The following is a 25,764-nucleotide window of genomic DNA, read 5'->3' as shown; positions in this document are numbered from 1 at the left end:
GCTATGAGGAAATGGTTACTGCTTTTCGTCTTTATTTCTTGGTCTGGTTACGGCCAGGTTGTCAGTATCCCAGACGCCAATTTTAAGCAACGCCTGGTGAATGCGCATCCGCTCAACGGTACGGCGTATTCGGGCGGTGTAGCCGTTAAGATAGACACCAACAACGACTACGAAATTCAGGTATCGGAAGCAGCAGTCATTGACAGTTTGTTTGTAGGTGCCGCCAGCATCGGAAATCTCTCTGGTATTTCCTCGTTTGCTTCCCTCAAAAAGCTCGACTGTTCCGAAAACAGTTTAACAAGCCTCGACGTGTCGGCACTTACCGGACTCCGGAGCCTAGTCTGCAACAACAATATGATGGCAGCACTGGATATTTCGGCCCTGTCCCATTTGGATTTGCTGAATTGCGCCTGGAACAACATCACATCGCTCGATGTAAGCAATGCAGGAAGCCTTAAGTCACTGAGCTGCGCGAATAACAACCTAACTACAATCAATTTGCTGCCACTGGTATCTATCCGTTTCCTGGACGTAAGCATGAACGATTTTAGCGTAATGGGTACACTGGACGTATCCATGCTAGGCACCTTAAAGACGTTCACGTGTTTCGGTTGCAACCTCTCGGCAATCAACGTGGCAGGGCTGTCGTTGCTTGAAACGCTGGACTGCAGCGGAAATTCTTTGGGCACGGTCAATACCTCCGGACTTACGGCGCTGAAATATTTCGCGTGCAGCGACTCCGACATCACATCGCTCGACCTGACCGGGCTCGACAGCCTTTATGAACTTAATTGCGACAACAACCAACTGACAACGCTGAATGTGTCGGTCGTGCCTAACCTGTACGCGCTGCTTTGCCAATACAATCCGATTACGACCATCGATTTCTCGGCTTCGGTTGGATTGGGCGACCTGTATATTTTTGAGACGCCAATTACCGGCCTTGACGTTTCTCAGTGTCCGGACCTTTTGTCCATTGAATTCGGGTACAATCCGGTGCTTGAGTCGGTCAACCTCAAGAACGGCAATGCCATCCAATTCATCAATTTCGGTGCATTGCCGTCGCTCTTTTCGTTTTGCGCCGATGAGTCAGAAATAGAACTGATCCAGTCAAAAATGGCAGACGCCGGGATCAGTGGCGTTCCGGTTACTTCGTACTGCTCGTTCCATCCGGGAGGCGCGTACAACACCATATCGGGAAACGTTCGGTTGGATATGGGCAATAACGGTTGTGACGATGCAGATGTTAACCTGTCGGGCGTCAAGATTACCATCGCCAGCGAGACCGAAGTAGGCGCCGTATTCACAGGTTCCGACGGATCATATACGATTTACACCCAACAACCCGACCAAGTCATTTCGGCGGTTTTTGAAAATCCTGAATATTACAATGTTTCGGGATCAGTGCCGATCCATTTCGATGACAATGCGTACCACTCGGCCACCGCAGACTTCTGTGCCACCGCAAACGGTCTGTATACCGATGTTGAGGCTGTTCTGGTTCCTTTGATTCCGGCACGTCCTGGTTTTGATGCGACGTATGCCTTGACTTACAGGAATAAGGGCAACCAAACGTTGAGCGGAACGGTCAGTTTCCAGTTTCAGGACAACATACTTGATTTTGTGTCGGCTTCCGTGTTGCCCGATGCGCAGACAACCAACCAACTTGCCTGGAATTATGCCGGCCTGTTACCGTTTGAAACGCGGGTCATCGAGATCACACTGAATGTCAATTCACCGGTTGAAACGCCTGCTGTCAATATTGGGGACGAGCTTAATTTTTCCGCGACAGTCAATCCGGTGGATGGTGATGAAACCCCAATGGACAATACTTTCGGATTAAAGCAAATCGTCGTCGGCTCGTTTGATCCGAACGATAAACACTGCATGCAAGGTGAAGTGGTTTCCACGACGCAAATCGGTAATTTCCTGCATTATGTGATCAACTTTGAGAACACCGGAAATTTCCCGGCCGAGAACGTCGTGATCAAGGATTTGCTCGACGCAGACAAGTTTGATATTTCTTCGTTGCAGGTTTTAAGTTCTTCACACGTCGAAGTGCCAGTACTTACTGGGAATAAATTGGAGTTTTACTTTGAGAACATCAACCTCGTCCCGAACGAGTACGGCTACGTTGCCTATAAAATAAAAACCAAGCCTACACTTACCGCCGGTAGCGTGGTCACGAACAAGGCCAGCATCTATTTTGACTTCAATGTGCCCGTAGTGACCAACACGGCTACCACGACCTTCCAGCAACTGGGCGTTCCGCAATACAATACCGCGTCGGTCAAATTGTTTCCGAACCCGGTGCGCAATGTGGTGCATCTATCGGCTGAAAGTCCGGTTCGGTCTGTTTCCGTGATTGACGGTCAAGGCCGGACGGTGTGGTGTGACGGCGATCGCCATTCATCGGATCCCGGCTTAGAATACGACATTAACTTGCAGTCGCTTTCATCGGGCATCTTCTTTTTGAGAACCGTCACCGACGACGGAACCCATGTTGATAAAATTATCAAGGAGTAAATTCATGACCCGGCCAGTATTTGCGCCGGGTTTTTTATTTGGGACTATAAAAGACCGTTCGCGGTGTACCAACATTCAGAATAAATGTTATATTTGTGTTAAACCACGAATGCTTTGCATCAAGTAAACCGTTGTAAATGAAACGATTACTACTCGCTTTTTCTGTGTTTTTCTCGTTGTTGCTACAGGCGCAAATGCCGGGCAATGACGCGTCGTTACAGCAAGTCGGGCAAGTTCGTTTCGGGTTGGCAGGCAACGATTGCAGCGGACAGTCGATACCGGCTCCGGTTAAACTGCTCATGCAAGCCAACGGAGAAAGTACTGATGTATTCGTAAACCCGCAAACCGGCGTTTACGCTTCCAATCCGGGAAGCCGTACCTTTACGCCGAAACCGGAGAACGACTATTTTACAATATCGCCGGCGTCCATCACGACAAACGTCGGCGCCAACAACCATTCTACTGATTTCTGTCTGACCAAAAACGGCAGTCATCCGGATGCAGAGATTACGGTCGTGCCCGGAAAGCTAGCGGTGTCAGGGGAAACACTTCCGTTGCAAATCTTGGTCAGGAACAAGGGTAACGAGACCATCAGTGGTTTGGCCAAGCTTGTGTTGCCGCGTTTTTATACCACTTTGTTGCAGGCCACACCATCGGCCGATATCGTAGCGAATGAATTGCGTTGGAATTTCAGTGGGCTTAGGCCTTTTGAGACGCGCGTGTTTTCGGTCAATCTGCAAGTTACCGCCAGCGCGGAAGAAATGGCTGGTGAAACGCTGTCATTTTCAGGAAACGTGTTGCTGGACCAGCCAGATGAAACGCCTAATGACAATACGTTTACGTTAAAGTCAGGTGTCGTGGCCTTGTCTGATCAAAATACCAAAACCGTTTTAGAAGGCAACATACTGCCGCCGACGATGATCGGGCAATACCTCAATTACGTGATCAACTTTGTCAACACGACCAATTCTGTGGTGCAGAAAGTTGTCATCAACGATGAAATAGACACCAATAGTTTTGAAATCAGTTCACTCCAGATGGTGAGCATGTCACATCCGGGCATTCCGGTCGTAATCGGTAACAAAGTGGAAGTCTATTTTCAGGAAATTGATTTAGCGCCGGGCGCAAGCGGTCAAGTGACGTTTAAAATCAAGACAAAAGGCACACTTAACGTGGGTTCGACGGTATCCAACAAGGCCAAAATCTACTTCGATTTTAATTTTCCGATTACCACCAACAGCGCTAATACGACCTTCCAGGCGCTGGGTGTTTCCGACCGTGAAGCGCCTAAGGTGAAAATCTATCCGAACCCGACCAACGGCGTCGTCACCGTGGAAGCCAATCAAACCATCGAAGACGTTTTCCTGATGGATGCGCAAGGCCGGAAAGTGGCGGCCATAGCCGGAGAAAGCAATGCGGTGTCTTGTGACTTCTCTTCCTTCGCCACAGGCATCTACTACTTAAAGATTGCTACCGCATCTGGCACATCGACGCAAAAGGTCGTACGCCAATAACTTCGAATTCTAACCGATAACCCGCAAATTCTCATTGACGCCAATCGGAGCAATACGAAACGTTACTTTTGTTTTGTAATTTCACTGCAATGAGAAAGTCGTTTGTCTTGTGTTTTCTGCTCTGCTTTGTGTCGGCGATGGCGCAGCAATCTGTTTCCGACAGTTTGCAGTCGGCGTTGGGAAAGGCCGGAAACGACATCGACCGCGTCCAATTGCTCAATCTAATCGCCGCCGAATACCGCCAGGCCGATCCGGTGAAAATGGCGTCGTTTGCGAACCGGGCGCTGGAGTTGGCCAAAAAAATCAGCCATAAAACCGGTGAGGGCAATGCGCTCCTGAATCTCGGCAATGCCAACATCATCAAAGGCAATTATCCTGAAGCTTTGCGGTATTTCTCCGATGCCCAAGTCCTTTTCGAGGCGGCCGACCAAAGTGACCACAACAATAAAGAAGGTTTGGCCCGAGCGTATGGAAGCATCGGTATTGTGTTTTCCGAACAAAGCAATTATGCCCGCGCCCTGCAGTATCATTTAAAGGCCGTTCGTATGTATGAATCGCTCGGCGATCTCGACCGTTGCGCCCGGCTGTACAACAACATCGGTATCGTTTACAAGTCTCAGGGCGACGCGTTCAAGGCGTTGGAATATTTCCTGAAGTGCCAGAAAATTCAAGTGCGCACCAAAGACAAAACCCTTGGCGTAACACTCACGAACATAGGTAACGTGTACTTGTCGCAAGGCAACCGCGATAAAGCGCTCATGTATTACCAGCAAGCGGAATCGCATTTCGAAAGAAATCCTGACTTCCGCGGCCTGGGTGAATTGTACAACAATCTCGGGCTTTACTATAAAAACATCGGGCAAACAAATCAAGCACAAGCGCAATTTGAACAGGCGCTGGTGGCATTCGGTAAGATTGGCGATAAGTTCGGGGCTTCAGACACGTATGCCTTTCTGGGCGAACTGGCCTTCGACAAAAAACAATACGATGCCGCATTGCAATACACGCAACAGTCTTTGGCATTGGCGCGCGCGCTGAACGTCATGGAGCGTATTCGCGATTCTGAATTGCGGCTCAGCGACATTTACCAAGCGACCAATCGTCCGGCGGAAGCGTTGGCCCATTATCGGTTGTTTTCGGCGGCCAAGGACAGCGTAAGCAATTTCGAGAACATCCGCAACAGCATCCGTGCGGAAATGGATTTCGAATTCGAGAAAAAGCAGGCGTTCCAAAAGAAAGAACAGGAAAAGCGGGAAATCGTCTATCAGGAACAGGCCAAAAGGCACCGGCTCCAAATCGTGTTCATTTCCTTGTTCATTTTGCTGGCCTTCGGAATCTTGTTTCTGATTTACAATAGGTTGCAGCTCAAGAAAACGTTGACGTTGCAGAAAGAACTTGCCGAATACGAGCAAAAGGCGTTGCACTTGCAGATGAACCCACATTTCGTATTCAATTGCTTGGGTTCGATTTCGAGTTTCATCGTCCAGAACGGCACCGATTCGGCCATCAAATACTTGTCGAAATTTTCCAAACTGATGCGGCTTACCTTAGAATACTCCAAGGAATCGCTCATCCCGATCGACAAGGAAATCGAGAGTTTGCAGAACTATCTGGAGCTCGAACAACTGCGTTTCAACCAAGCGTTCACGTTTGTCATCAACAAAAGCCAGGACATTGAAGACGATGCTGCGCTGCCGCCATTACTGCTGCAGCCTTTCGTTGAAAATGCCATCATCCATGGCCTGATCCCAAAAAAGGAAAGCGGCCACATCACGATTGATTTTTCGGTTGACCAAGAAACATTGCTGTGCAAGATAACAGACAACGGCATTGGCATCGATAAGTCGCAGGAACTCAAGGAAAATCTAGTAAAAGTCCACAAATCGATGGCATTGGACATCACGCGGAAACGCCTCGAAATGATGGAATCCTACACGTCTAAAACGGCACAAGTGACTATCGAGGAATTGAAGGACAGCTACGGAAACCCGGCAGGAACCGAGGTTGTGCTGCGGTTGCCGATGCAATACTTGGACAATTAATAATTGATAATGGGAACAGTTTGTCGCTAGCAACCAACCACCAGCCACTAACAACTAACAACTAGCAACTAACAACTAACAACTAACAACTAGCAACTAACAACTAACAACTCACCACCAACCACATGATCACAGCACTACTCATCGACGACGATGCCAACCTTCGCAACGGGCTCAAGGCCATGCTGGCGCGCTATGCACCGGATATCTTAATTTTGGGCGAGGCCGAGAGCGTGGAATCGGGCATTAAGGCAATGGACTTGCACCGGCCGCAAGTGGTGTTTCTCGACATCCAAATGGCCGACGGTACGGGTTTCGACATGCTGGAAAACCTGGCGGCGCGCTACGGCAAGACCTTGTCGCACATCGTGTTCATTACCGCGCACGAACAGTATGCAATCAAGGCGTTTCGTTTCAGTGCGCTTGATTTTTTGCTGAAACCCGTCGATCCGGAAGAGTTGCAGAAAGTCATCGGGAAAATACACACGGCCGTGAATACGAACCGTGATTATGCGCATATCGATTTGTTGCTCGAGAACATCCGCAAAAAGGTCGATCACTTCAAGAGGATCGCACTTTCTACGTCGGACGGCATCCATCTTTTCGACATCGCCGACATCATCCGGTGCGAAAGCGAAGACAATTACACGAAGTTCTACATCAAGGGCAGCAAGCCGCTTCTGATTTCAAAAACACTAAAAGAGTATGAAGAGTTGCTGGCGGAACACGGCTTTGAACGCATCCACCAATCGCACCTCATCAACTTGGCGTATCTCAAATCCTACATCAAAAAAGACGGCGGTTACGTGGTGATGTCTGACCACAGCAACCTCCCGATTTCGCAACGGAAGAAAGACCGTTTGCAGGAATTGCTGAAGACGATGTAGCAAATTCTAAATCAAAATACCCGAATGCTCAATTGCCCGGTCAAACGAAAAAACTGCTTGTACATTTACGATGAAAAAGAAACCAAACAAGATAAAAAAACAAGAAATCATGAGACATATTTACACCGCCGTACTGTTACTTTTCACCATGATTGCCGGGGCGCAAATCGTGAATATTCCGGATGCCATTCTCAAGGCGCGACTCATTTCCAACGGGTATGATACGAACAACGATGGTGAAATCCAGGTTTCTGAAGCGGTAGCGGTCACCGGCACGGTCGATATCAGTCAGGCGTTCTTTAGCGACCTCACTGGCATCGAAGCCTTCACCAACATGCAAACCCTTCATTGCAGTGAGAATGGCAACCTTTCGTCGGTCTCGTTGTCCAACCTGCCCAACCTGAAGAGCCTGCATTTGAATTACAACAACAGCTTGGCGTCGCTCAACCTGACCAATCTGACGGGTTTAGACAGTTTGTCTGTAGACAGTGGTAATCTGACCTCTTTTGATGGCGGTACTTTGCCCGCCCTGAAATACTTTAACGGAAGCAACAATCATCTGAATGCGTTAAACCTGTCCAACAGCCCGCAGTTGAAAACCCTTTCCTATGGGAATAATTCACTGACACTGGGCAATATTCAATTGCCTGCCGATAACATCATTGAAGAAGTAAACTGCAGCGGAAACGCACTTTCGTCATTCGACCCGTCTGTTTTTCCGATGTTGAAGAAACTCAATTGCGGCAACAATGCGCTCAACGTTTTCTCTGTTCCCGCTTTGCCATTCCTGGAAGAACTGTATTGCGGCAACAACCAGATGACTTCGCTAAGCCTTAACCCGGCGTTGCCTTCGTTGAAAATATTGGGTTGCGGCGGTGGTTTCATTTCGACACTGGATTTGTCGCCATTCCCGACGCTGGAAACCGTCGATGTGGGAGGCAACCACTTGACATCGCTCAACCTAACGGGTTTGGTGAACCTGAAATACCTCGCCGCTGCGCTAAACGATGTGCCGGCGTTCAATTTGACGCCGTTGACGAACTTGGAATATGTCAGTATCCACGGGAATTTGCATACCACGCTTGACGTTTCGAACCTGGTTCACCTCGATAAATTGTACTGTGGCGGTGCGCCGATGACCTCGCTCAACCTTTCAAACACGCCGGCGCTGACGATTCTTGACTGTCAAGATGCACAACTCACTACGCTTAATTTGGCAGGTCATCCGGCATTGACGCAGGTGAACTGCGGCATTAATCCATTGGGTACGCTGGATTTGTCTGGAGCACCGAACTTGTACGCACTGAACTGCTGGCAAAACCAATTGACCGCACTAGATGTGTCGATGCTTCCCGCGTTGGCCGTGTTGAGCTGCCACGACAACCTGCTCACGACGCTCGATTGTAATAACAACCATAATCTGGCCAGCCTGGAGATCTATGCAAACCCGCTTGAGACGTTGTTTATTAAGAATGGCAGCCAGCAATTTTTCAACGATATTGGGAATTTCGTTGAAAATCCAGAGTTGACGTATATCTGCGCAGACGAAGAAGAAATCGCGTACCTGCTGGCCAAGCCGGGAATGACGGCATCGGTAAATACATATTGTTCGTTGCCGCCTGGTGGTGATTACAACACGATTACCGGCCACGTTACGTTCGATACCAACAACAACGGCTGTGATGATTTCGATGTGCCTGGTTCGTTCATTAAAATCGGGATTAATGATGGTTCGGCCACGTCTTACGGTTTTGCGAACGGTAATGGCAACTACCAATTCTTCACAGGATCCGGCAGTTTTATCTTGACACCGGACGCTGAAAACCCGTCCTACTTCAACATATCGCCTGCGAGCGCGGTCGTCAACTTTCCGTTGGTGGACAACAGTTTCCAAGACCAGCCATTCTGTGTGTCGGCCAATGGTGTGCACCAAGACTTGGAGATCGTGATTGCCCCGATAGTGCCAGCGCGCCCTGGCTTTGAGGCCGTCTATAAAATTGTCATCAGGAACAAGGGCAACCAGGTCATGAGCATGCCGTCCGGTTTTTCGTTTCAATATAATGCCGATTTGATGACTTTCGTCGGGGCCACAACAACACCAGCCTCTTCCGGGCCAGGCCTGATCATATGGGATTATGCCAACCTGAATCCGTTCGAGTCGCGCAGTGTGGAAGTTGTGATGCAGATTAATGCGCCCACGCATCCAACGAATCCCGTAAATGTAAACGACCAATTGTCGTTCACCGCGGTGATTGAAGCCATAGGCGGCGATGAACTGCCGGGCGACAATGCCTTCCAGTTCAACCAAATCGTCATCGGGTCATACGATCCGAACAACATGATTTGCATTGAAGGCGATATTGAACCCGTGGAGAACATTGGCGGCTATTTGCACTACATCGCGAATTTCGAGAACACCGGAACCGATTTCGCCCAGAACATCGTGGTGAAAACCGTTTTCGATCCAAGCCAATTCGATGTGAACTCATTGCGTGTGCTGGAAGGTTCAGATCCTGTGATGGTTCGCGTCGATGGCAATGTGGCCGAATACATCTTCAACGGCATCAACCTGGAAATTGGCGGCCACGGCAACATCCTGCTGAAAATCAAGACGCGAGACAATTTAACCAACGGCGACATGGTGGCCAATCGTGCCGATATTTATTTCGATTACAATTTGCCGATTACGACCAATGATGCCGAAACGACGTTCCAGTTACTCTCGGCCGGGCATCCGGATACTGATGCGTCGATTGCGGTTTATCCGAACCCAACAAACGGCGTCCTCAACATTACTGCTGCGACCAACATCCAAACCGTGCAGTTGTTTGACGTGCAAGGGCGATTGTTGCAGACCGCTGTGCGCGACGAGCCGTCGGTTACCATGGACATATCAGGAAAACAATCCGGGATTTACTTTGTGAAAGTCACGTCCGTCAACGGCATCGCCATCCAAAAAATCGTCAAGAGATAAGTTGATTTGTAAAGTTAGTTTTTCGAAAATCCCCGCAAGTTTTGTGGGGATTTCTTTTTTGAAAAATGTGCAAAAGAATTGCGATAAGAAAGAACAATTAACGGATTGCAATTCCTGATTTCAATATTTTTTAATTCATCCTAAATTATTTAGCTTTGTTGGATTAAATATTCATTTTCAATTTCCAACCATATTATGTCAAAAACAGCCATATTAGAACTCGACGGCCAACGTTATGAGTTCCCAGTCATTGTGGGCAGCGAGAAAGAAGTTGCCATAGACATCAACAAATTGCGTGACTTGACCGGCGCCATCACGATGGATCCGGGTTACAAGAATTCGGGTTCGTGCATCAGCGACATCACCTTCCTCGACGGGGAAGAAGGCATCCTGCGTTACCGCGGTTACGCCATTGAAGATCTCGCGGCCAAAGCTGATTTCCTCGAAGTGTCTTACCTGTTGATTTTTGGCGAATTGCCAACCAAGAAACAATTGGAGACTTTTGAGACCGACATCCGCAAATACACGTTGGTGAATGAGGAAATGAAAAACATCATCGACGGTTTCCCGAAAACGGCGCACCCAATGGGCGTTTTGTCGGCCTTGACGAGCGCACTTACGGCGTTCAACCCGAAATCGGTGAATCCGGAAAATGAAAAAGAAATGTACGAGGCGGTTTGTAAAACTATGGGCAAATTCCTGGTAATCGCAACTTGGACGTACCGAAAGGCGATGGGTTATCCGCTCAACTATTACGACAATACCAAAGGTTACGTCGAGAACTTCATGCGTTTGATGTTCGAGTTGCCGACCGGGCCATACAGCGCCAACCCAGCCGTGATTGATGCGCTTGATAAACTCTTCATCCTGCACGCAGACCATGAACAAAACTGTTCGACCTCTACCGTGCGTATGGTAGGTTCATCGCATGCTGGTTTATTCGCCTCGATCTCTGCAGGTGTTTCGGCACTTTGGGGTCCGTTGCATGGCGGCGCCAACCAGGCCGTTTTGGAAATGCTCGAGGAAATCCAGAAAAACGGCGGCGATGCTGATAAATACATGGCCAAGGCAAAAGACAAGAACGATCCGTTCCGTTTGATGGGCTTCGGTCACCGCGTGTACAAAAACTTCGACCCACGCGCGAAAATCATCAAGAAAGCAGCAGATGAAGTGCTGTCAACCCTTGGTGTTGATGACCCAATCCTGCAAATTGCAAAGAAATTAGAAGAAGCCGCGCTCGTGGATGACTATTTCGTATCCCGCAAACTCTACCCGAACGTAGACTTTTACTCGGGTATCATTTACCGCGCGCTCGGCATCCCAACCGATATGTTTACCGTATTGTTCGCCATTGGCCGCCTTCCGGGCTGGATCGCCCAATGGAAAGAAATGCGCGTGAACAAGGAACCGATCGGGCGTCCGCGCCAGGTGTATAATGGCTATCCGCTGCGTCCGTTCGTGGAAATGGACAAGCGATAAACCATACTTTTTATTGCAGAAAGCTCCCGAGAAAACGGGAGCTTTTTTTATATTGCGGTTCAATTCGGCCACCGTGAAAAAACAACTCAAAAAGTTCCTCAGTAAACTCATGCCCAAAGGAGCGTTCAAAGAAAAAGTCAAGCTCTTTTTCTACAACCTTACAGCAAAAAAAGGAACACGTTTTTCATTGGCCGGAGAAGACAAAATCCAGTACAAAACCCACTACAAAGGCTTGGATTTTACGACAATCGATGCGTTGTACAACATCGCGCCTGATTTTGATTTTTACACCCATTTCCATCAAATCAAACCTGGCGATGTCATCATGGACGCTGGTGCCAACAACGGTTATATTACGCTTTACTTTTCAAAATTGACCGGACCCGTGGGGAAAGTGTATGCGTTTGAACCCGATGCCATCAACATCAAGCATATTAAAGAAAACATTGCCCTCGATAGAACACTACACAACAATATCGTCATTCAGGACTTGCTGCTTTGGAACGAAAACACGATGGTCGATTTCTATGAGGCGGGCACGGTGGGTTCATCGGCGGTATGGAAGCCAGAAGGCGAAAAGTTGGTGAAAAAGGAAGCGGTTACCATCGACGATTGGGTGAAGCGGAATAACATCACACGGCTAGACTTCATCAAGATGGATATCGAAGGCGCCGAAATCGAGGCCATGGACGGCTGTGTGGAAACCATGAAAAGTCTCAAGCCCAATTTCGCCATCGCTTCTTACCACATCGTCAATGGCCAACCCACGTATATTAAGATCGAGGAATTTTTTAAGAAACACGATTATCCCTACAAGACCGTAACTTTTAAAAGGAACGAAATCATCACTTTTGCCGGCAGCGCCATAAAATAACCGCGACACCACTTGTCATGAGGAAAAAGAAAATCAAAAAAGCGATCAGCCGGCTGATGCCGAAAGGCATTTTTAAGGAGAAAGTTAAAAGTTTCTATTATAATCTGTTCGATCCTGGTTATATTTCGTATGCTGTAATCCCTGGAAATCCTGTTATTTACGAATGCAAATGTAAAGGCGTTAGGCTCGCTGCAAGGCAGCCCTTGTATGGCTATTGGCGCGAATATGAGATTTACGAGAAATTTTATACCGTAAAGCCTGGCGATGTCATCCTCGACGCTGGTGCGCATACGGGTAGCGTCAGTCTGTTCTATGCAGGCCGTGCAGGTAGTTCCGGAAAAGTCTATGCGTTCGAGCCCGACACTGCCAATATCGCCTTCATCAAGGAAAATTTAGCGCTGAATAAGGATTTCAACAACATCGTAATCGAAGACCTGTTGCTTTGGAATGAAAACGGCTTTACCGATTTTTATGAATCGGGAACTATCGGTTCCTCTGCGTTGTGGATTCCAGGAAACGAACAGGCGGTCAAAAAACAGACAATTACCATTGATTCATGGGTAAAGCATAATGGCATTCAAAAACTTGATTTTGTCAAGATGAATATCGAAGGTGCCGAGATTGAAGCGCTCGAAGGTTGTCAGGACACCATCAAAAATCTCAAGCCCGAATTCGCCATTTATTCTAACCATAAGGTGAACGGCGAATTTACGTACATTAAGTTGGAGGCGTTCTTCGAGAAAATCGGTTATCCGTATAAGACCGTTAATTTTAAGCGGACAAAATTTGTTACGTATGCCGGTGCCAGCGTACGCTGAACCTACATTTTCGGCAACTTATCCACAATCGCTTTTCCAATCGGGAAGCTTTTTTATCTTTGCTCTGAACCGAAACCTTCACTGGTTCCAACAGACTTTTTATGTCGAAAAACATTACTTTCTTAGTCAACAAATCTGAAATCACAGCCGGTACACGCGGCGCATCACTCGGGCCGGAAGCCGTCATGACAGCGGCGCGGAAATCGGGCAGTATGCTTTTCAATGGCCGCGAGCCGGAGTATTTGCCGTGCGTGAACCGTTACCTTGACGCCGATACTACTTTCAAATATGCCAAGCGGATTGACGGCGTACTCGAGATTTACAACGCACTCAACAATGCCGTTTCTCAAAAATTGCGGGCGCATCAATTTCCCGTCATCCTGGCCGGCGACCACGGTTCGGCAGGCGGTACGATGGCAGGCATCAAGTCGGCCTTCCCGGATAAACGTCTCGGTGTGGTCTGGATCGATGCCCATGCAGACATCCACACGCCGTATACCACGCCATCGGGCAACATCCACGGCATGCCGCTGGCTACCGCGCTCGCCCTGGACAACGTTGACTGCAAGCAAAATGAGCTGGATGGCGAAACGCTTTCCTTGTGGCACGCACTCCAAAATGTGGGTGGCATCAGCCCGAAAATCAAGCCTGAAGATATTATCTACGTTGGTGTTCGCTCTACAGAGCCACAGGAAGACGCCTGCATCGCGCAACTCGGCATCCGGAAGATTTCGGTGGCCGACGTCCGGCAAAATGGCGCCCAAGCTACGGTGAAAGACATCACAGATTACCTGTCCGCGTGCGATGTCATGTATGTTTCTTTCGATGTGGATTCCATGGATCCAGACCTGACCTCGCGCGGCACGGGAACGCCGGTTGAAAATGGCTTGATGCCATCCGAGGCGCAAACACTACTCGAAATGCTCGTGAAAGATCCAAAAACCGTTTGTTTGGAAGTAGTGGAAGTGAATCCCTGCCTGGACGACAAAGTCAATACCATGGCCGAAGTCACCCTAAACTTGCTGGAAGCCGTGGATAATGCGGTAAAATAATAGCCCGTTTAAAACAAGATGTAATCCCGAAGAAGTTCGCGACCAGCAACTAATCACCAGCTACCAACCATGCACCAAACCACCAACACCATACTGATGATTCGCCCGGTTGCCTTCAGGATGAACGAGCAAACGGCCATGAATAACCATTACCAGAAAGTCCTTTCTGACCTGTTGCCCGCTGCGGTCAATGCGCGTGCCCAGCAGGAGTTTGATATTTTAGCTGGCAAATTGCGCGACGTGGGCGTTTCGGTAATCGTATTTGACGACATCGCGAAACATAATACGCCCGACAGCATTTTCCCGAACAACTGGGTTTCCTTTCACGAAAATGGAGATGTGGCGCTGTACCCGATGTTCGCCGAAAACCGTCGCCCGGAACGACGCGAAGATATTCTCGATCTGCTCGAAGAACAAGGGTTTGCCCTCAATGACATCGTCGATTATACCTCGGCCGAAGACGAAGGCTATTTCTTGGAAGGCACCGGAAGCTTGGTTTTAGATCGTGTACACGGCAAAGCCTACGCCTGCTTGTCGACACGCACCGAAGAAGAATTGGTCATAGAATTCTGCGAAGATTTCGAAATGACGCCTGTGATTTTCGAAGCGTTCCACACGGTAAACGGCAGGCGGGAACCCATTTACCACACCAACGTCATGATGAGCATCGGCAGTACATTTGCGGTGGTTTGTGCCGACAGCATCGACGACAAACAGGAACGCAAAAATGTCTTGAACAACCTCAAGGAAGACAAAAAGGAAATCATCTACATCACCGAGGCGCAGGCCGCCCATTTCGCCGGAAACATTCTCGAAGTACGCGGTGCGCACAACAAGAACTATATCGTGATGAGCGATGCCGCGCGAAATTCCTTTACAGAAGAGCAAATCAAGAAACTGGAAAAACACGGCGAGATCTTATCGTCAAACCTCGATACGATAGAAGCCTGCGGCGGCGGCAGTGCGCGTTGCATGATGGCGGAAGTGTTTTTGCCGAAAGGGTAACGCGCGTTACTTCATCAAATACGTCTTGATGATATTGATTACCGCACTCACGATGTATTGGATGCCTATGGCGATAACGATGAAACCCACAATCCTTGAAATGGCCACAATACCCGCCGCGCCGAGGATTTTCGCCAGGTAATGTGCCGAACGTAAAATCAGGAAAATGGCGAGCGCCACGGCAAGTATGGCCGAAACGGCGATGGTGATTTCGTCGTATCTGTTGTGTTCCTGATAGAACGCAATCAGTAGCGAAATCGAGCCTGGGCCGGCGAGCATCGGCATGGCCAATGGCGTAAGCGCAATGTCATTCCGGTTGCTGAGGTCACTTTCAACGGTTTTGTCGATGCCGCGCTGCTTCTTGAATTTGCCGGTCAGTAAAGAAAAACCCGAACCCACGATGATCATGCCGCCGGCAATCCGCAGTGCATCGATGCTGATCCCGAAAAATGTCAGCACGTATTGCCCAACGAAATAGGAAATGAGCAGGATGATGCACACGTTGATGGCCGTCCAGAGCGAAATCCGCGAGCGTTCTTTTTTGGGGTCATCTTGCGTAAGCCCAACAAAAATAGGCACCGTACCAATCGGGTTCAAGACCGAAAAAAGTGCTGCGAACAAGTAGATGAAAAGTTCCATGTTTTTGCTGTAAAATTACGCCGTCCATGTGTTCGTACGGTTGAACAAACCGTAAAACTGCCGTCAAGTTTTATCGGTAATTTACCACGAATTTGTGACCGATTCTTACCTAAAGATAGTATTTTTATGACATCCGAGTAACATTCACGTCACCAAAGGCTATCATATGAAACAGAAGAAAACGCTCGTCATGGGCGCATCCGGAAATCCGACCCGCTATTCGTATCTGGCGCTCAACAGGTTGATCGGCGCGGGCCATCCGGTAGAAGCCATCGGCCTGAAGGAAGAAACCGTTTCGGGCGTTAAAATCCACCGCACGCCGCAGCCTTTCACGGGCATCGATACCGTAACGCTGTATCTCAATCCGGTGCGGCAAGAGGAATATTACGATTATATCATTGGGTTGCGACCCAAGCGCGTCGTCTTCAATCCGGGCACCGAAAACCCAGAATTCTATGCGATGTTGCGCGCCAAAGGCATCGAAGTAGAAGTAGCCTGTACGTTGGTGCTGTTGTCTGTCGGGCAATATTGACGTTTCGTGTTGGTGCATTTCTACGCAAAACGGTTATATTTGAAAGGTAATCTTCTGCGTATGAAATCCCTAATTTTTGTTGCGTTGCTGCTTGCGATGACCGTTTCGGCCCAAAAGCCCTACACGGGAAACTACGATGAGCCTTATCGCCCGGCCTTTCACTTCACGCCGCCATCGCAGTGGATGAACGACCCGAACGGATTGGTGTACCACAACGGCAAATACCACTTGTTTTACCAATACCATCCGCACAGCAATGTTTGGGGTCCGATGCATTGGGGACACGCCGAAAGTAAAGACTTGGTACATTGGACGCATTTGCCCATCGCGTTGTATCCGGACGAAAAAGGGCACATTTTTTCTGGCAGCGCCGTCATCGACAAAAACAACACGGCCGGTTTCGGAAAAGACGCTATGGTCGCCATTTACACCTACCACAGCGACGAACTTTGGAAACAAGGCCACAAAAACACCGAAAGCCAGGCCATTGCGTACAGCCTCGACGAAGGCAAAACCTGGACGAAATACAAGAACAATCCGGTGCTCAACAATACCGGTGAGCAGGACTTCAGAGACCCGAAAGTGTTCTGGAACGACGCCACCAACAAATGGATCATGGTGTTGGCCGTGCATGACATGATCCGGATTTTTTCCTCGCCCAACCTCAAGGATTGGACGTTTGAAAGCAATTTCCAGCCGCGGGAAGACCTCGTTCTTGGCGTTTGGGAATGCCCTGATTTGTTTCCGATGGATTACCAAGGCCAGCAAAAATGGGTCATGATTGTCAATCACGGCGACAAGGCCGTCAATGGCGGCTCGGGCACGCGCTATTTCGTGGGCGATTTTGACGGCAAAAAATTCACGCCCGAAGCGCCCGGAAAATGGCTCGACTTCGGGACCGACTATTATGCTGCCGTGACGTTCGGCAACGCGCCCGACGGTAAAAAAATGATACAAGGCTGGATGAGCAACTGGCAATACGCCACCAAAGTACCTACCGAAGTCTGGCGCAGTGCCATGGCCTTGCCGCGTGAACTTTCGCTTTCCAAGGATGCAAATGGTTGGTTCTTACGACAGGAAACGTTGTCTGCAATGGCTTCGATCAAAGACAGCGTGTACAGTTCAGAATGGACTGCATTGCCATTTAAGGAAACCCTGCCAACAGAAAGCGAAGTCGCTTTTGTCATCGATGGCGGAACAGACAACCTGTTGGTCGAAATCGGAAATGTGGACGGTGAAAAAATCGTGCTGCAACTTAAAGACGGTCAATTTTCGATAGACCGTACCAAGTCTGGGAAACTTGATTTCAGCGACAAATTCGCGAGCGTGCAAACCATGCCGGTGCCCGAGAAAATCGTGTCGGTACAGTTGTTTCTGGACAATTCCTCGGTAGAGGTGTTTCTCAACGAAGGCAAATACGTCATGACCAACCTGTTTTTCCCAACCGAGCCGTACAACATCATTTCCGTTGCCGGTTCGTCCAAGGAAATCAAGCACGTTGACATCAACAAATTGAACAACATCTGGCGGAAAGAATAGCCGGCACTACTATGAGTATATTTTTACCCTTCGAAAAACTGACCTACAGCACCAAACTTTCCAGAGAAGAAGCGCTGGCCAAACTCGCCGAGAACATCGCGCCTGAAAAACCGTTCGGGTTTGGGACGCCAAAAACGGCCTACGACAAACCTTATGTCGGGCAATGTAACGGAAATGCCTTCAACGTGAAACGCGCCATCGGTTATAGGAATTCGTTCTTGCCGATGATCAAGGGCGAGGTCGTCTCAGATATTAGTGGCACGAAAGTACAGGTAACGATGCGGCCAAATGTGTTGGTGTTGGTCTTCATGGCATTTTGGATGACCGGTGTCGGCGCGGCCTGTGTATTCACTGTGTTTTCTGCCAACAAACAAGACCTGTCGGTGTTCAGTTTTATCCCGTTTGTGATGCTGTTTTTTGGTATCGGGATGTTGTACGGCGGATTCAAGATCGAAGCCAACATCGCCAAGAAAGACCTCGCGCGCATCCTCGAAGCCAGATGATTGCCGCAAGGTTTTAAAACCGCGTCTGGGTAGTAGAGGGTTTAGAAATCAGCAGCAAGCCCAAGAAAGTCAGCCCGGCGTTTACCAAGATTAACTCCTCGGCAAACTCGTAATTCCCGAAAATCTCTTTGGTATACAAACTAAGGATGAACGTTAACGTAGGCGCGAGTATGCAAACCATCGGTACGAGCTTATCGATGACGGTTTTGGTCTTCATGAACAATCCAAAAGCGTACAACCCGAGTAACGGCCCATACGTAAAGGCCGCAATCTTAAAGATCAGGCTCACGACCGAGTCGCTGTTGAGCCAGTAAATCAAGAGAATTACCACAAACATCAGCAGCGAGAAACCTACATGCACTTTGTGGCGTGTTTTTACCATGGCCGGTGAATGTTCTTTTTTGTCCATGCCCAAAAAGTCAACGCAAAATGAAGTCGTCAAAGCGGTAAGGGCCGAATCGGTTGTGGCAAATGTAGCGGCCGTAAGCCCGAGCAGGAACACGACAGCCGGCACGAGCGCCAAATGGTGGAACGCAATTTCAGGGAACAGCAAATCGGTACGGGTTTTTCCGGCAAGCTCAGGAACGGCGATACCATTCTTTTCCGCATACAGATACAGCAACGCGCCCACGCTCAAAAAGAACAGGTTGATCACGACAAAAATCCCCGTAAACGTAAACATGTTTTTCTGGGCTTCGCCGATGTTCTTGCAGCTGAGGTTTTTCTGCATCAAGTCCTGGTCAAGCCCAACCATGGCAATGGTCACTAAAATCCCGCCGATGATTTGTTTGGCCACGAAATTCCCCTTGAGCCAATCTTCCCAAAAGAAAATCTTTGAATAGTTGCTGTTCTTCACGGCTTCAAACGCCTGCGGAATGCTGTAATCCAGGCTGTCGCAAATAAAGAAAATCGTAAAAATCACAGACGACACCAAGAACACCGTCTGCAGCGTGTCGGTAATGATGATGGTTTTCAATCCGCCGCGATACGTGTAGGCGAAAATCAATCCCAGCGACATCAAGACCGTAAACCAGAAAGGCACGCCGAACGCGTCAAATACATATCGCTGCAGCACAATCACGACCAGATACAGCCGCGCCGCCGAACCAATCGTACGGCTGATCAAGAAAATAGATGCCGCCGTTTTATAGGAAACCACGCCCAGCCGCTGCTCGATGTAACTGTAAATCGAGGTCAGGTTCATGCGGTAATACAACGGCAAAAGCACGGTGGCAATGATTAAAAAACCAATCGCGTTGCCCAGCACGAATTGGAAATACTTGAACTGGATGTCGGGCGAACCTACTTGGCCTGGCACCGAAATAAACGTCACGCCCGAAAGCGCCGTACCAATCATCCCAAACGCCACCAAATACCATCTGGAGTTCTTGTTGGCCTTAAAAAATGCGTCGTTGCTGGAATCTTTTTTACTTACTGCGTTGGAGATAAAAATCAGCAACCCGAAGTAAACAACAATAATCAGGAGGATTGTGGTAGGAGTCATGTTACAAAAGAAATAAAACTTTGTCATCAGGCAAAGTTTATTTTTTTTGGCGTTGCTCAAGCGCCGGGCTGTCCGCTGTATCTTTTACTTCGCTACGCTGCGTAAAAGGATGCCGCTGCCATCCCTAACGCAGCGGCGGCGTTGCCGTAGGCTTTGTTGTTGGTTTGGACGTTGTCCAAACCTTTTGCTTTTCTCTCTTTGTGCCGCTGCCGCTGGGCCTTCTTTTGTCTGGCAACAAAAGAAGCAAAAATGCCGGGGCGGCCATGAAGTTTGCTAAAAATCCTCACCGCAAGCTAAACTGCGGAGAACTCGCTATCGCTCAAACAGCCCGCAGTTCTTAACGCTTGCGGCTCCGATTTTCTTAACGCAATCCTTCATGCAAGCCGCGACTAAGTGGAACATTTAATTATTTCGGCTCGCTGACGCAGCGCCCGAAATCAAGGCGTTTCCAAAATTGGCTTCGGTTAGAGAAATTACCATCGTTTCCACAATAGTTCCGGTTTGGTTCTTCGGCCTATTTTAATTTGCGTAGATTTTCCGGTTGAAGTTGCGCCGGAAGGAAAATGTTTAACGTTACATCCAAACAGCCAGGTGCAGGAGTCAAGGAGTGCGCGACGAGCGGCTCAGCTGGCGTGACGCGCAACGAAACCGTGGAAATCAAGCGAATTAAAATCAGCCGAAACCTTTTGTTACTTTTGGGTACAAAAGTAAATCCCGCTGATAAGCGATTTTTTGTTTCTTTTTCTAAAAGAAAAAAGTCTCGGTTTGGACAACGTCCAGGAAAAAAGCCGGATGTCGCGGCCACGACAAAACCCCTAGCCCGGATGGAAGCGGCATCCTTTTGCGTAGCGCAGCGGAGCAAAAGATATAGCGGACAGCCGGAAACAGCTCCTAAAAAACCTTACTTTTGCGCTATGGAATTCTCCTCAAAACTCCTCGAACGCGCGGTAAATGAAATGTCCCGCTTGCCTGGAATCGGGAAGCGCACGGCGTTGCGGCTGGTGCTGCACTTGCTCAAACAGCCCAAAGACCAGACGTTGTTTTTGTCTGAAGCGCTTACGGCGATGCGCGAAGACATCAGGTTTTGCGAGAGCTGCCACAATATTTCTGATGTTGAGGTCTGCGAAATCTGTAGCAATGCGGCGCGCAATCATGCCGTGGTGTGCGTCGTGGAAGATGTACGCGATGTGATGGCCATTGAGAATACGGGCCAGTTCCGCGGTATTTATCATGTATTGTCTGGAAAAATATCGCCTATAGATGGCGTAGGGCCGGGGCAATTGAACATTGCATCGCTGGTGGCCAAAGTGCAGGCCGGAACCGTACAGGAAGTTATTTTTGCGTTAAGCCCAACCATGGAAGGCGACACGACCAACTTCTACATTTATCGGCAAATCAAAGATTATGGCGTGACCACATCGGCCATTGCACGCGGTATTGCCGTGGGCGACGAATTGGAGTATGCCGATGAGGTGACATTAGGGCGCAGCATATTGCAACGTGTGCCGTTTGAAAATTCGTTGAAAGGGCAATAGTTAAAAGCGCTTTCAGTTTTGTTTTTATAAATGAAAAACTATCTTTGTTTGCTAATTTTTTACAGATGAACCACATCACCCGATATATCCTTTTTCTATCTGCCGTTCTGTTTGTTTCTTGTGTCCCGACCAAAAACTTGACGTATCTCCAAAAGAAAGACAGCGATGCGTTGGCGCCTGCCATGAACCCGGTACTGGCCAAGCCTTACCGTTTACAGGCTAATGACATTATCCATATCAGCATCAAGGCGCTCGACCAGAAATTGGTGGACATGTTCTCCATCAGTAATCAGCAGAATGCATCGCCAAGTGGTGAAAGTCTGTATTTTAGTGGCTATACCGTTGATGATCATGGCAATATCCGCATTCCGGTGTTGGGGTCGTTGAATGTTTTGGGTTACACGTTGGAAGAAGTAAGGGTGATGATTGAAAGCAAACTCCTCGATGAATATTTCACTAAGGAAGCAACGATTTATGTATCGGTGAAGTTGGCCGGATTTCATTATACCATTAACGGAGAAGTGACCAGTCCGGGGTCTAAAATACTCTTGCAAGACAAGGTCAATATCATGGAAGCTATTGCCAATGCCGGCGACATTACCCAAACAGGCGATCGCAAAAGCGTTGCGGTGATCAGGCAATTGCCACAGGGCTCCGAAATCCATACGATAGACCTCACTGATATCAGTGCCATGCAATCGCCGTACTATTACCTTCAGCCCAACGATTATGTTTACGTTAAACCCTTGCCTCAAAAATCATGGGGTACGGGCACAACCGGCTTGCAATCTGTAACAACCGTTATATCGATCGTATCGCTACTCACGACCATCACCCTACTCTTAACAAGATAATTGCCGCAACATGCTGGATCCAAAAGACTTTTCTTTTTTTGAAAACACCAATACGAGTTTCGATTTTAAGGGATTCCTGATTAAAATCACCAGTTATTGGAAATGGTTTGTGGCGAGTTTGATTGTGGCTTTTACCATCGCGCACCAAGTGAATGTACGCAAGGAAAAAATCTACACGATGGATACAACCATTGCCATCAAAGAAGAAAGTAATCCGTTTTTTACCTCGAATACAAGTCTAGTTTTTAACTGGGGCGGCACCTCAGACGAGGTTCAGGGTATTTCGTCAACCATCAAGTCCAGATCACACAACGAATTGGTCGTAGATAAACTGGATTTTTTCATTGAATATTTAAAAAAAGGCAAATACTACATGCAAGATGTATATGGCAACACGCCATTTGATGTAGTAATCGACAAAAGGTATGGGCAATTGCGGGAGCGGCTTATTTCCATAAAGTTCATCACGGCCACCGAGTATGAAATGCGCATCCCGTTTGAAGCCAATCAGGCGCAGGTGGCGTTCTACAACGGCAAAGAAGGCGATGCCGTAAATGTACAGCCTGGCGAATTTGTGAAGCGTTATAAAATAGGCCAGCAGGTGGCGTTGCCGTTTCTGAATTTGCGGCTTGAACTCCGGCCTGATGTTTCGGATTACGTTGGCGAAGAATATTTCATTCGATTTGAGAATTTTGACGAAGTCGTTAAGCGTTACCAAGGCATTAAGGCAGAAATTGATGAACGGGCAGGTTCCATCATCAAACTCTCGTTGCAAGGCACCAATAAAGCCCGGATGGTTGACTATTTGAACGCGACGGTCAATACGCTCATCAAGTCTCAACTGGATCGTAAGAACCAATTTGCCACGAACACCATTAATTTTATCGACAGCACACTTACGGCCATTGGTGGAAATCTTAAAGACTCTGAAAAGGAATTGCAGAGTTTTTCGGTGGGCAAGAACATGAGCGATCTGGAAGGCCAAAGTGATGTTTACACTGTTCAATTGAAGGAATTCGATGTCGAACAAGACCGAATTCTTCGCAAAATTGCGTACCTCAATAAGCTCAAAAGTTATTTGCGGAGCAACACAGACTTCTCAAAACTTCCCGCGCCGACCGCTGCCGGTATAGACGACGCGAATATCAACACCAATGTGTCAAAAATTGTTGATTTGTCGGCTAGGCGGTCAGAACTGGCATACTCTGTAAAGAGTGAGAAGTTGTTTCAGGATTTCGACGTGAAAATTGAGGCCGTTAGGAAAGTCTTGCTGGAAAACATCGAATCTGTACGCAACATTGTCAATTATGACTTGAACATGATCAATGCCCGCATTGGCGAAGTCGAGGGCAATATCAGCCGCTTGCCCCGGGAAAAGCAGGAGTTGTCTAAGATCATGCGCAAGTACAACCTCAATGAGTCTTTGATTACCTCATTCCTCTCCAAAAAGCACGAGGCGCAAATCGTCAAGGCATCAAACTTGTCCGATATCCATTTCATAGATACGGCGAAAGACACTGGCGGCGGGCTTATTGGCCCCAACACCAACGTGAACTATATCATGGCGTTCTTTATGGGATTGCTCATTCCGTTGTTGCTGGTGTTTGCGTTGTTCTTCATCGAGAATGCCGTTTTGAACATAGATGACATTATGAAGATGACCAAAATTCCAATCATTGGCGTCATTGGTTTAAAGCATAACTCGTCAAATCTATCTGTTTTCGAACGTCCGAAGTCTGCCTTGGCCGAATCGTTCCGAGCCATCCGCTCGTCGCTCCAATTCCTATATAAAAAACAAGAATCACCAGGGGCGAAAACCTTAATGTTGACGTCTTCCATCAGCGGCGAAGGCAAAACATTCTGTTCCATCAACATCGCTACGGTATTTGCCTTGAGTGAAAAGAAAAGTGTCATCGTAGGTCTTGACCTTCGTAAACCGAAGATTTTTGACGATTTCAACATTCGTAATGACATCGGTGTGGTAAATTATCTCATCGGCCAGAAGACACTTGAGGAAGTGGTTCAAAAAACCCACATTCCGCATCTGGACGTCATCACCTCCGGCCCGATTCCGCCAAACCCTTCCGAATTGATCATCAGCGAGGCGATGCATGAGTTTATGCAAAAACTCAAACAGGAATATGATTACATCATTTTAGATACGCCGCCCATAGGGTTGGTGTCCGATGCCATCGAGTTGTCTCAATACACTGACGTGACACTTTACATCATGCGCCAGAATTACACTAAAAAAGACATGATTACGTTGCTCAACAACCGTCAGAAACGCGGTGAAATCAATAACGTAAGCATCGTGTTCAACGGCTATGAGAACAAAGCCAAATACGGTGCGGGCTATGGCTACGGCTATGGCTACGGTTACGGTTACGGCTACGGCACTTATGGGCAAGGCTATCACGAGGAAGAACCGCCGCGCAACTTGTTTGAAAAATGGGCACGGAAATTCAGGAGGAAATAAATGTCTGGTAAGAAAAACATACTCATCACCGGAGGTGCCGGTTTCATTGGGTCTAACCTTTGTGAACATTTCTTATCGGAAGGCCAGCGCGTGGTGTGCCTTGACAATTTTTCGACCGGGCATCGCCACAACCTAACGGCATTTGCCGACAATCCGGATTTTACTTTAATCGAAGGCGATATTCGCAACCTTGACGATTGTCGCAAATCCGTTTTGGGGATGGATTTCGTCTTGCATCAGGCCGCGCTGGGTTCGGTACCACGGTCCATCAATGACCCAATTACCAGTAATGATGTTAATGTTTCCGGATTTTTGAACCTGCTCGTGGCCGCGCGCGATGCCGGGGTAAAACGGTTCATCTATGCGGCCAGTTCATCTACATACGGTGATTCTGAGTCCTTGCCGAAGGTCGAAGAAGTCATTGGAAAGCCACTTTCACCTTACGCCATCACGAAGTATGTCAATGAATTGTATGCCGATGTATTTGGCCGTACCTACGGCATGGAGACCATTGGCCTGCGGTATTTTAACGTCTTCGGCAGGAAGCAAGACCCGAATGGCGCCTATGCGGCGGTCATCCCGAAGTTCGTCATGCAATTGATGCGGCACGAAAGCCCGGTCATCAACGGCGACGGGAATTTTTCGCGGGATTTCACTTACATCGACAACGTCATCCAGATGAACCAGCTCGCGATTGAAACCGACAATGCCGAAGCGGTCAATACGGTGTACAACACAGCCGTGGGAGAACGAAATACCTTGAATGACTTAGTAAAATACCTCAAAGTGTTCTTGTCTGAATACGATGCGAAGGTCGCGGCGATTCCCGTCATTCACGGGCCTAACCGCACCGGAGATATTCCACATTCACTCGCGAGCGTTGACAAAGCCAAGAGGCTACTGGGATATGCGCCAACGCACTCGTTTCGGGACGGACTCAAAGAAGCGGTCAAGTGGTATTGTGAGCACCTAAAATAGTGTTAAAAGAGTATATTTGCAAACGGATTA

General features: G+C 48.3%; 19 protein-coding genes. 17 read left to right on the top strand and 2 right to left on the bottom strand.

The genetic code is table 11. The annotated features are described in order from the left end of the window. The first annotated feature begins 3 nt into the window (after positions 1-3). The 10 genes from ACM9J1_RS07470 (at position 4) to ctlX (ending at position 15,171) form a co-directional block, all read left to right on the top strand. Entirely contained in the window at positions 4-2,526 is a 2,523-nt protein-coding gene (locus tag ACM9J1_RS07470; RefSeq protein WP_415581409.1) for a DUF7619 domain-containing protein, read from the top strand. A 137-nt stretch (positions 2,527-2,663) separates the two neighbouring features. Further along, positions 2,664-4,040: a DUF7619 domain-containing protein gene (locus ACM9J1_RS07465; RefSeq protein ID WP_415581408.1), complete on the top strand. Its 1,377-nt coding sequence runs from the start codon at positions 2,664-2,666 to the stop codon at positions 4,038-4,040. An 89-nt stretch (positions 4,041-4,129) separates the two neighbouring features. After that, a complete protein-coding gene (locus ACM9J1_RS07460) occupies positions 4,130-6,082 on the top strand; it encodes a tetratricopeptide repeat-containing sensor histidine kinase (RefSeq protein ID WP_415581407.1) in 1,953 nt (650 codons plus the stop codon). Between the two features lie 125 nt (positions 6,083-6,207). Beyond that, positions 6,208-6,969, top strand: coding sequence for a LytR/AlgR family response regulator transcription factor (locus ACM9J1_RS07455; RefSeq protein WP_415581406.1), 762 nt, complete (start codon positions 6,208-6,210; stop codon positions 6,967-6,969). Between the two features lie 109 nt (positions 6,970-7,078). Continuing rightward, positions 7,079-9,943 carry a DUF7619 domain-containing protein gene (locus tag ACM9J1_RS07450; RefSeq protein ID WP_415581405.1) on the top strand — a complete coding sequence of 955 codons (2,865 nt, stop codon included), beginning with the start codon at positions 7,079-7,081 and terminating at the stop codon, positions 9,941-9,943. 195 nt (positions 9,944-10,138) lie between these two features. Next, positions 10,139-11,422, top strand: a complete 1,284-nt coding sequence (locus ACM9J1_RS07445) for a citrate synthase (protein ID WP_415581404.1) — start codon at positions 10,139-10,141, stop codon at positions 11,420-11,422. A 73-nt stretch (positions 11,423-11,495) separates the two neighbouring features. Beyond that, positions 11,496-12,296 carry an FkbM family methyltransferase gene (locus ACM9J1_RS07440; RefSeq protein ID WP_415581403.1) on the top strand — a complete coding sequence of 267 codons (801 nt, stop codon included), beginning with the start codon at positions 11,496-11,498 and terminating at the stop codon, positions 12,294-12,296. 17 nt (positions 12,297-12,313) lie between these two features. Continuing rightward, complete coding sequence (locus ACM9J1_RS07435; protein WP_415581402.1) at positions 12,314-13,114, top strand: FkbM family methyltransferase; 801 nt, start codon at positions 12,314-12,316, stop codon at positions 13,112-13,114. A 101-nt stretch (positions 13,115-13,215) separates the two neighbouring features. Then, positions 13,216-14,166 carry an arginase gene (locus ACM9J1_RS07430; RefSeq protein ID WP_415581401.1) on the top strand — a complete coding sequence of 317 codons (951 nt, stop codon included), beginning with the start codon at positions 13,216-13,218 and terminating at the stop codon, positions 14,164-14,166. A 69-nt stretch (positions 14,167-14,235) separates the two neighbouring features. After that, positions 14,236-15,171: a citrulline utilization hydrolase CtlX gene (gene ctlX, locus ACM9J1_RS07425; RefSeq protein WP_415581400.1), complete on the top strand. Its 936-nt coding sequence runs from the start codon at positions 14,236-14,238 to the stop codon at positions 15,169-15,171. A gap of 6 nt (positions 15,172-15,177) precedes the next feature. On the opposite strand, the gene ACM9J1_RS07420 is transcribed toward ctlX, so the two are convergent. Further along, the gene (locus tag ACM9J1_RS07420) at positions 15,178-15,810 is read right to left on the bottom strand and encodes a MarC family NAAT transporter (protein ID WP_415581399.1); all 633 of its coding nucleotides are present in this window, start codon (positions 15,808-15,810) and stop codon (positions 15,178-15,180) included. A gap of 166 nt (positions 15,811-15,976) precedes the next feature. Here ACM9J1_RS07420 and ACM9J1_RS07415 point away from each other — a divergent pair, with 166 nt between their 5' ends. From ACM9J1_RS07415 to ACM9J1_RS07405, 3 genes are read left to right on the top strand one after another with little or no spacing between them, the layout of a single operon-like run. Then, positions 15,977-16,342: a CoA-binding protein gene (locus ACM9J1_RS07415; RefSeq protein WP_415581398.1), complete on the top strand. Its 366-nt coding sequence runs from the start codon at positions 15,977-15,979 to the stop codon at positions 16,340-16,342. Between the two features lie 60 nt (positions 16,343-16,402). Continuing rightward, positions 16,403-17,881: a glycoside hydrolase family 32 protein gene (locus ACM9J1_RS07410; RefSeq protein WP_415581397.1), complete on the top strand. Its 1,479-nt coding sequence runs from the start codon at positions 16,403-16,405 to the stop codon at positions 17,879-17,881. 11 nt (positions 17,882-17,892) lie between these two features. After that, on the top strand, positions 17,893-18,384 hold the full coding sequence (locus ACM9J1_RS07405; protein WP_415581396.1) for a hypothetical protein: 492 nt from the start codon (positions 17,893-17,895) through the stop codon (positions 18,382-18,384). 13 nt (positions 18,385-18,397) lie between these two features. Here the strand turns inward: ACM9J1_RS07405 and ACM9J1_RS07400 are convergent, their stop codons facing one another. Then, positions 18,398-19,888: a sodium:solute symporter gene (locus ACM9J1_RS07400; RefSeq protein WP_415581569.1), complete on the bottom strand. Its 1,491-nt coding sequence runs from the start codon at positions 19,886-19,888 to the stop codon at positions 18,398-18,400. A 914-nt stretch (positions 19,889-20,802) separates the two neighbouring features. On the opposite strand from ACM9J1_RS07400, the gene recR reads away from it, so the two are divergent. From recR to ACM9J1_RS07380, 4 genes are all read left to right on the top strand, one after another. Further along, on the top strand, positions 20,803-21,423 hold the full coding sequence (gene recR / locus ACM9J1_RS07395; protein ID WP_415581395.1) for a recombination mediator RecR: 621 nt from the start codon (positions 20,803-20,805) through the stop codon (positions 21,421-21,423). Positions 21,424-21,488: 65 nt separating this feature from the next. Beyond that, on the top strand, positions 21,489-22,277 hold the full coding sequence (locus ACM9J1_RS07390; RefSeq protein ID WP_415581394.1) for a polysaccharide biosynthesis/export family protein: 789 nt from the start codon (positions 21,489-21,491) through the stop codon (positions 22,275-22,277). A gap of 10 nt (positions 22,278-22,287) precedes the next feature. After that, complete coding sequence (locus ACM9J1_RS07385; RefSeq protein ID WP_415581393.1) at positions 22,288-24,756, top strand: exopolysaccharide transport family protein; 2,469 nt, start codon at positions 22,288-22,290, stop codon at positions 24,754-24,756. Continuing rightward, a complete protein-coding gene (locus tag ACM9J1_RS07380; RefSeq protein WP_415581392.1) occupies positions 24,757-25,734 on the top strand; it encodes an SDR family oxidoreductase in 978 nt (325 codons plus the stop codon). Positions 25,735-25,764: the final 30 nt, after the last annotated feature.

The sequence above is a fragment of the Flavobacterium longum genome (genome assembly GCF_965137575.1).
Taxonomy (GTDB): domain Bacteria; phylum Bacteroidota; class Bacteroidia; order Flavobacteriales; family Flavobacteriaceae; genus Flavobacterium; species Flavobacterium longum.
The sequence above is the reverse complement of the archived record's forward strand: the minus strand, read 5'-3'. Positions and strand labels throughout refer to the sequence as shown.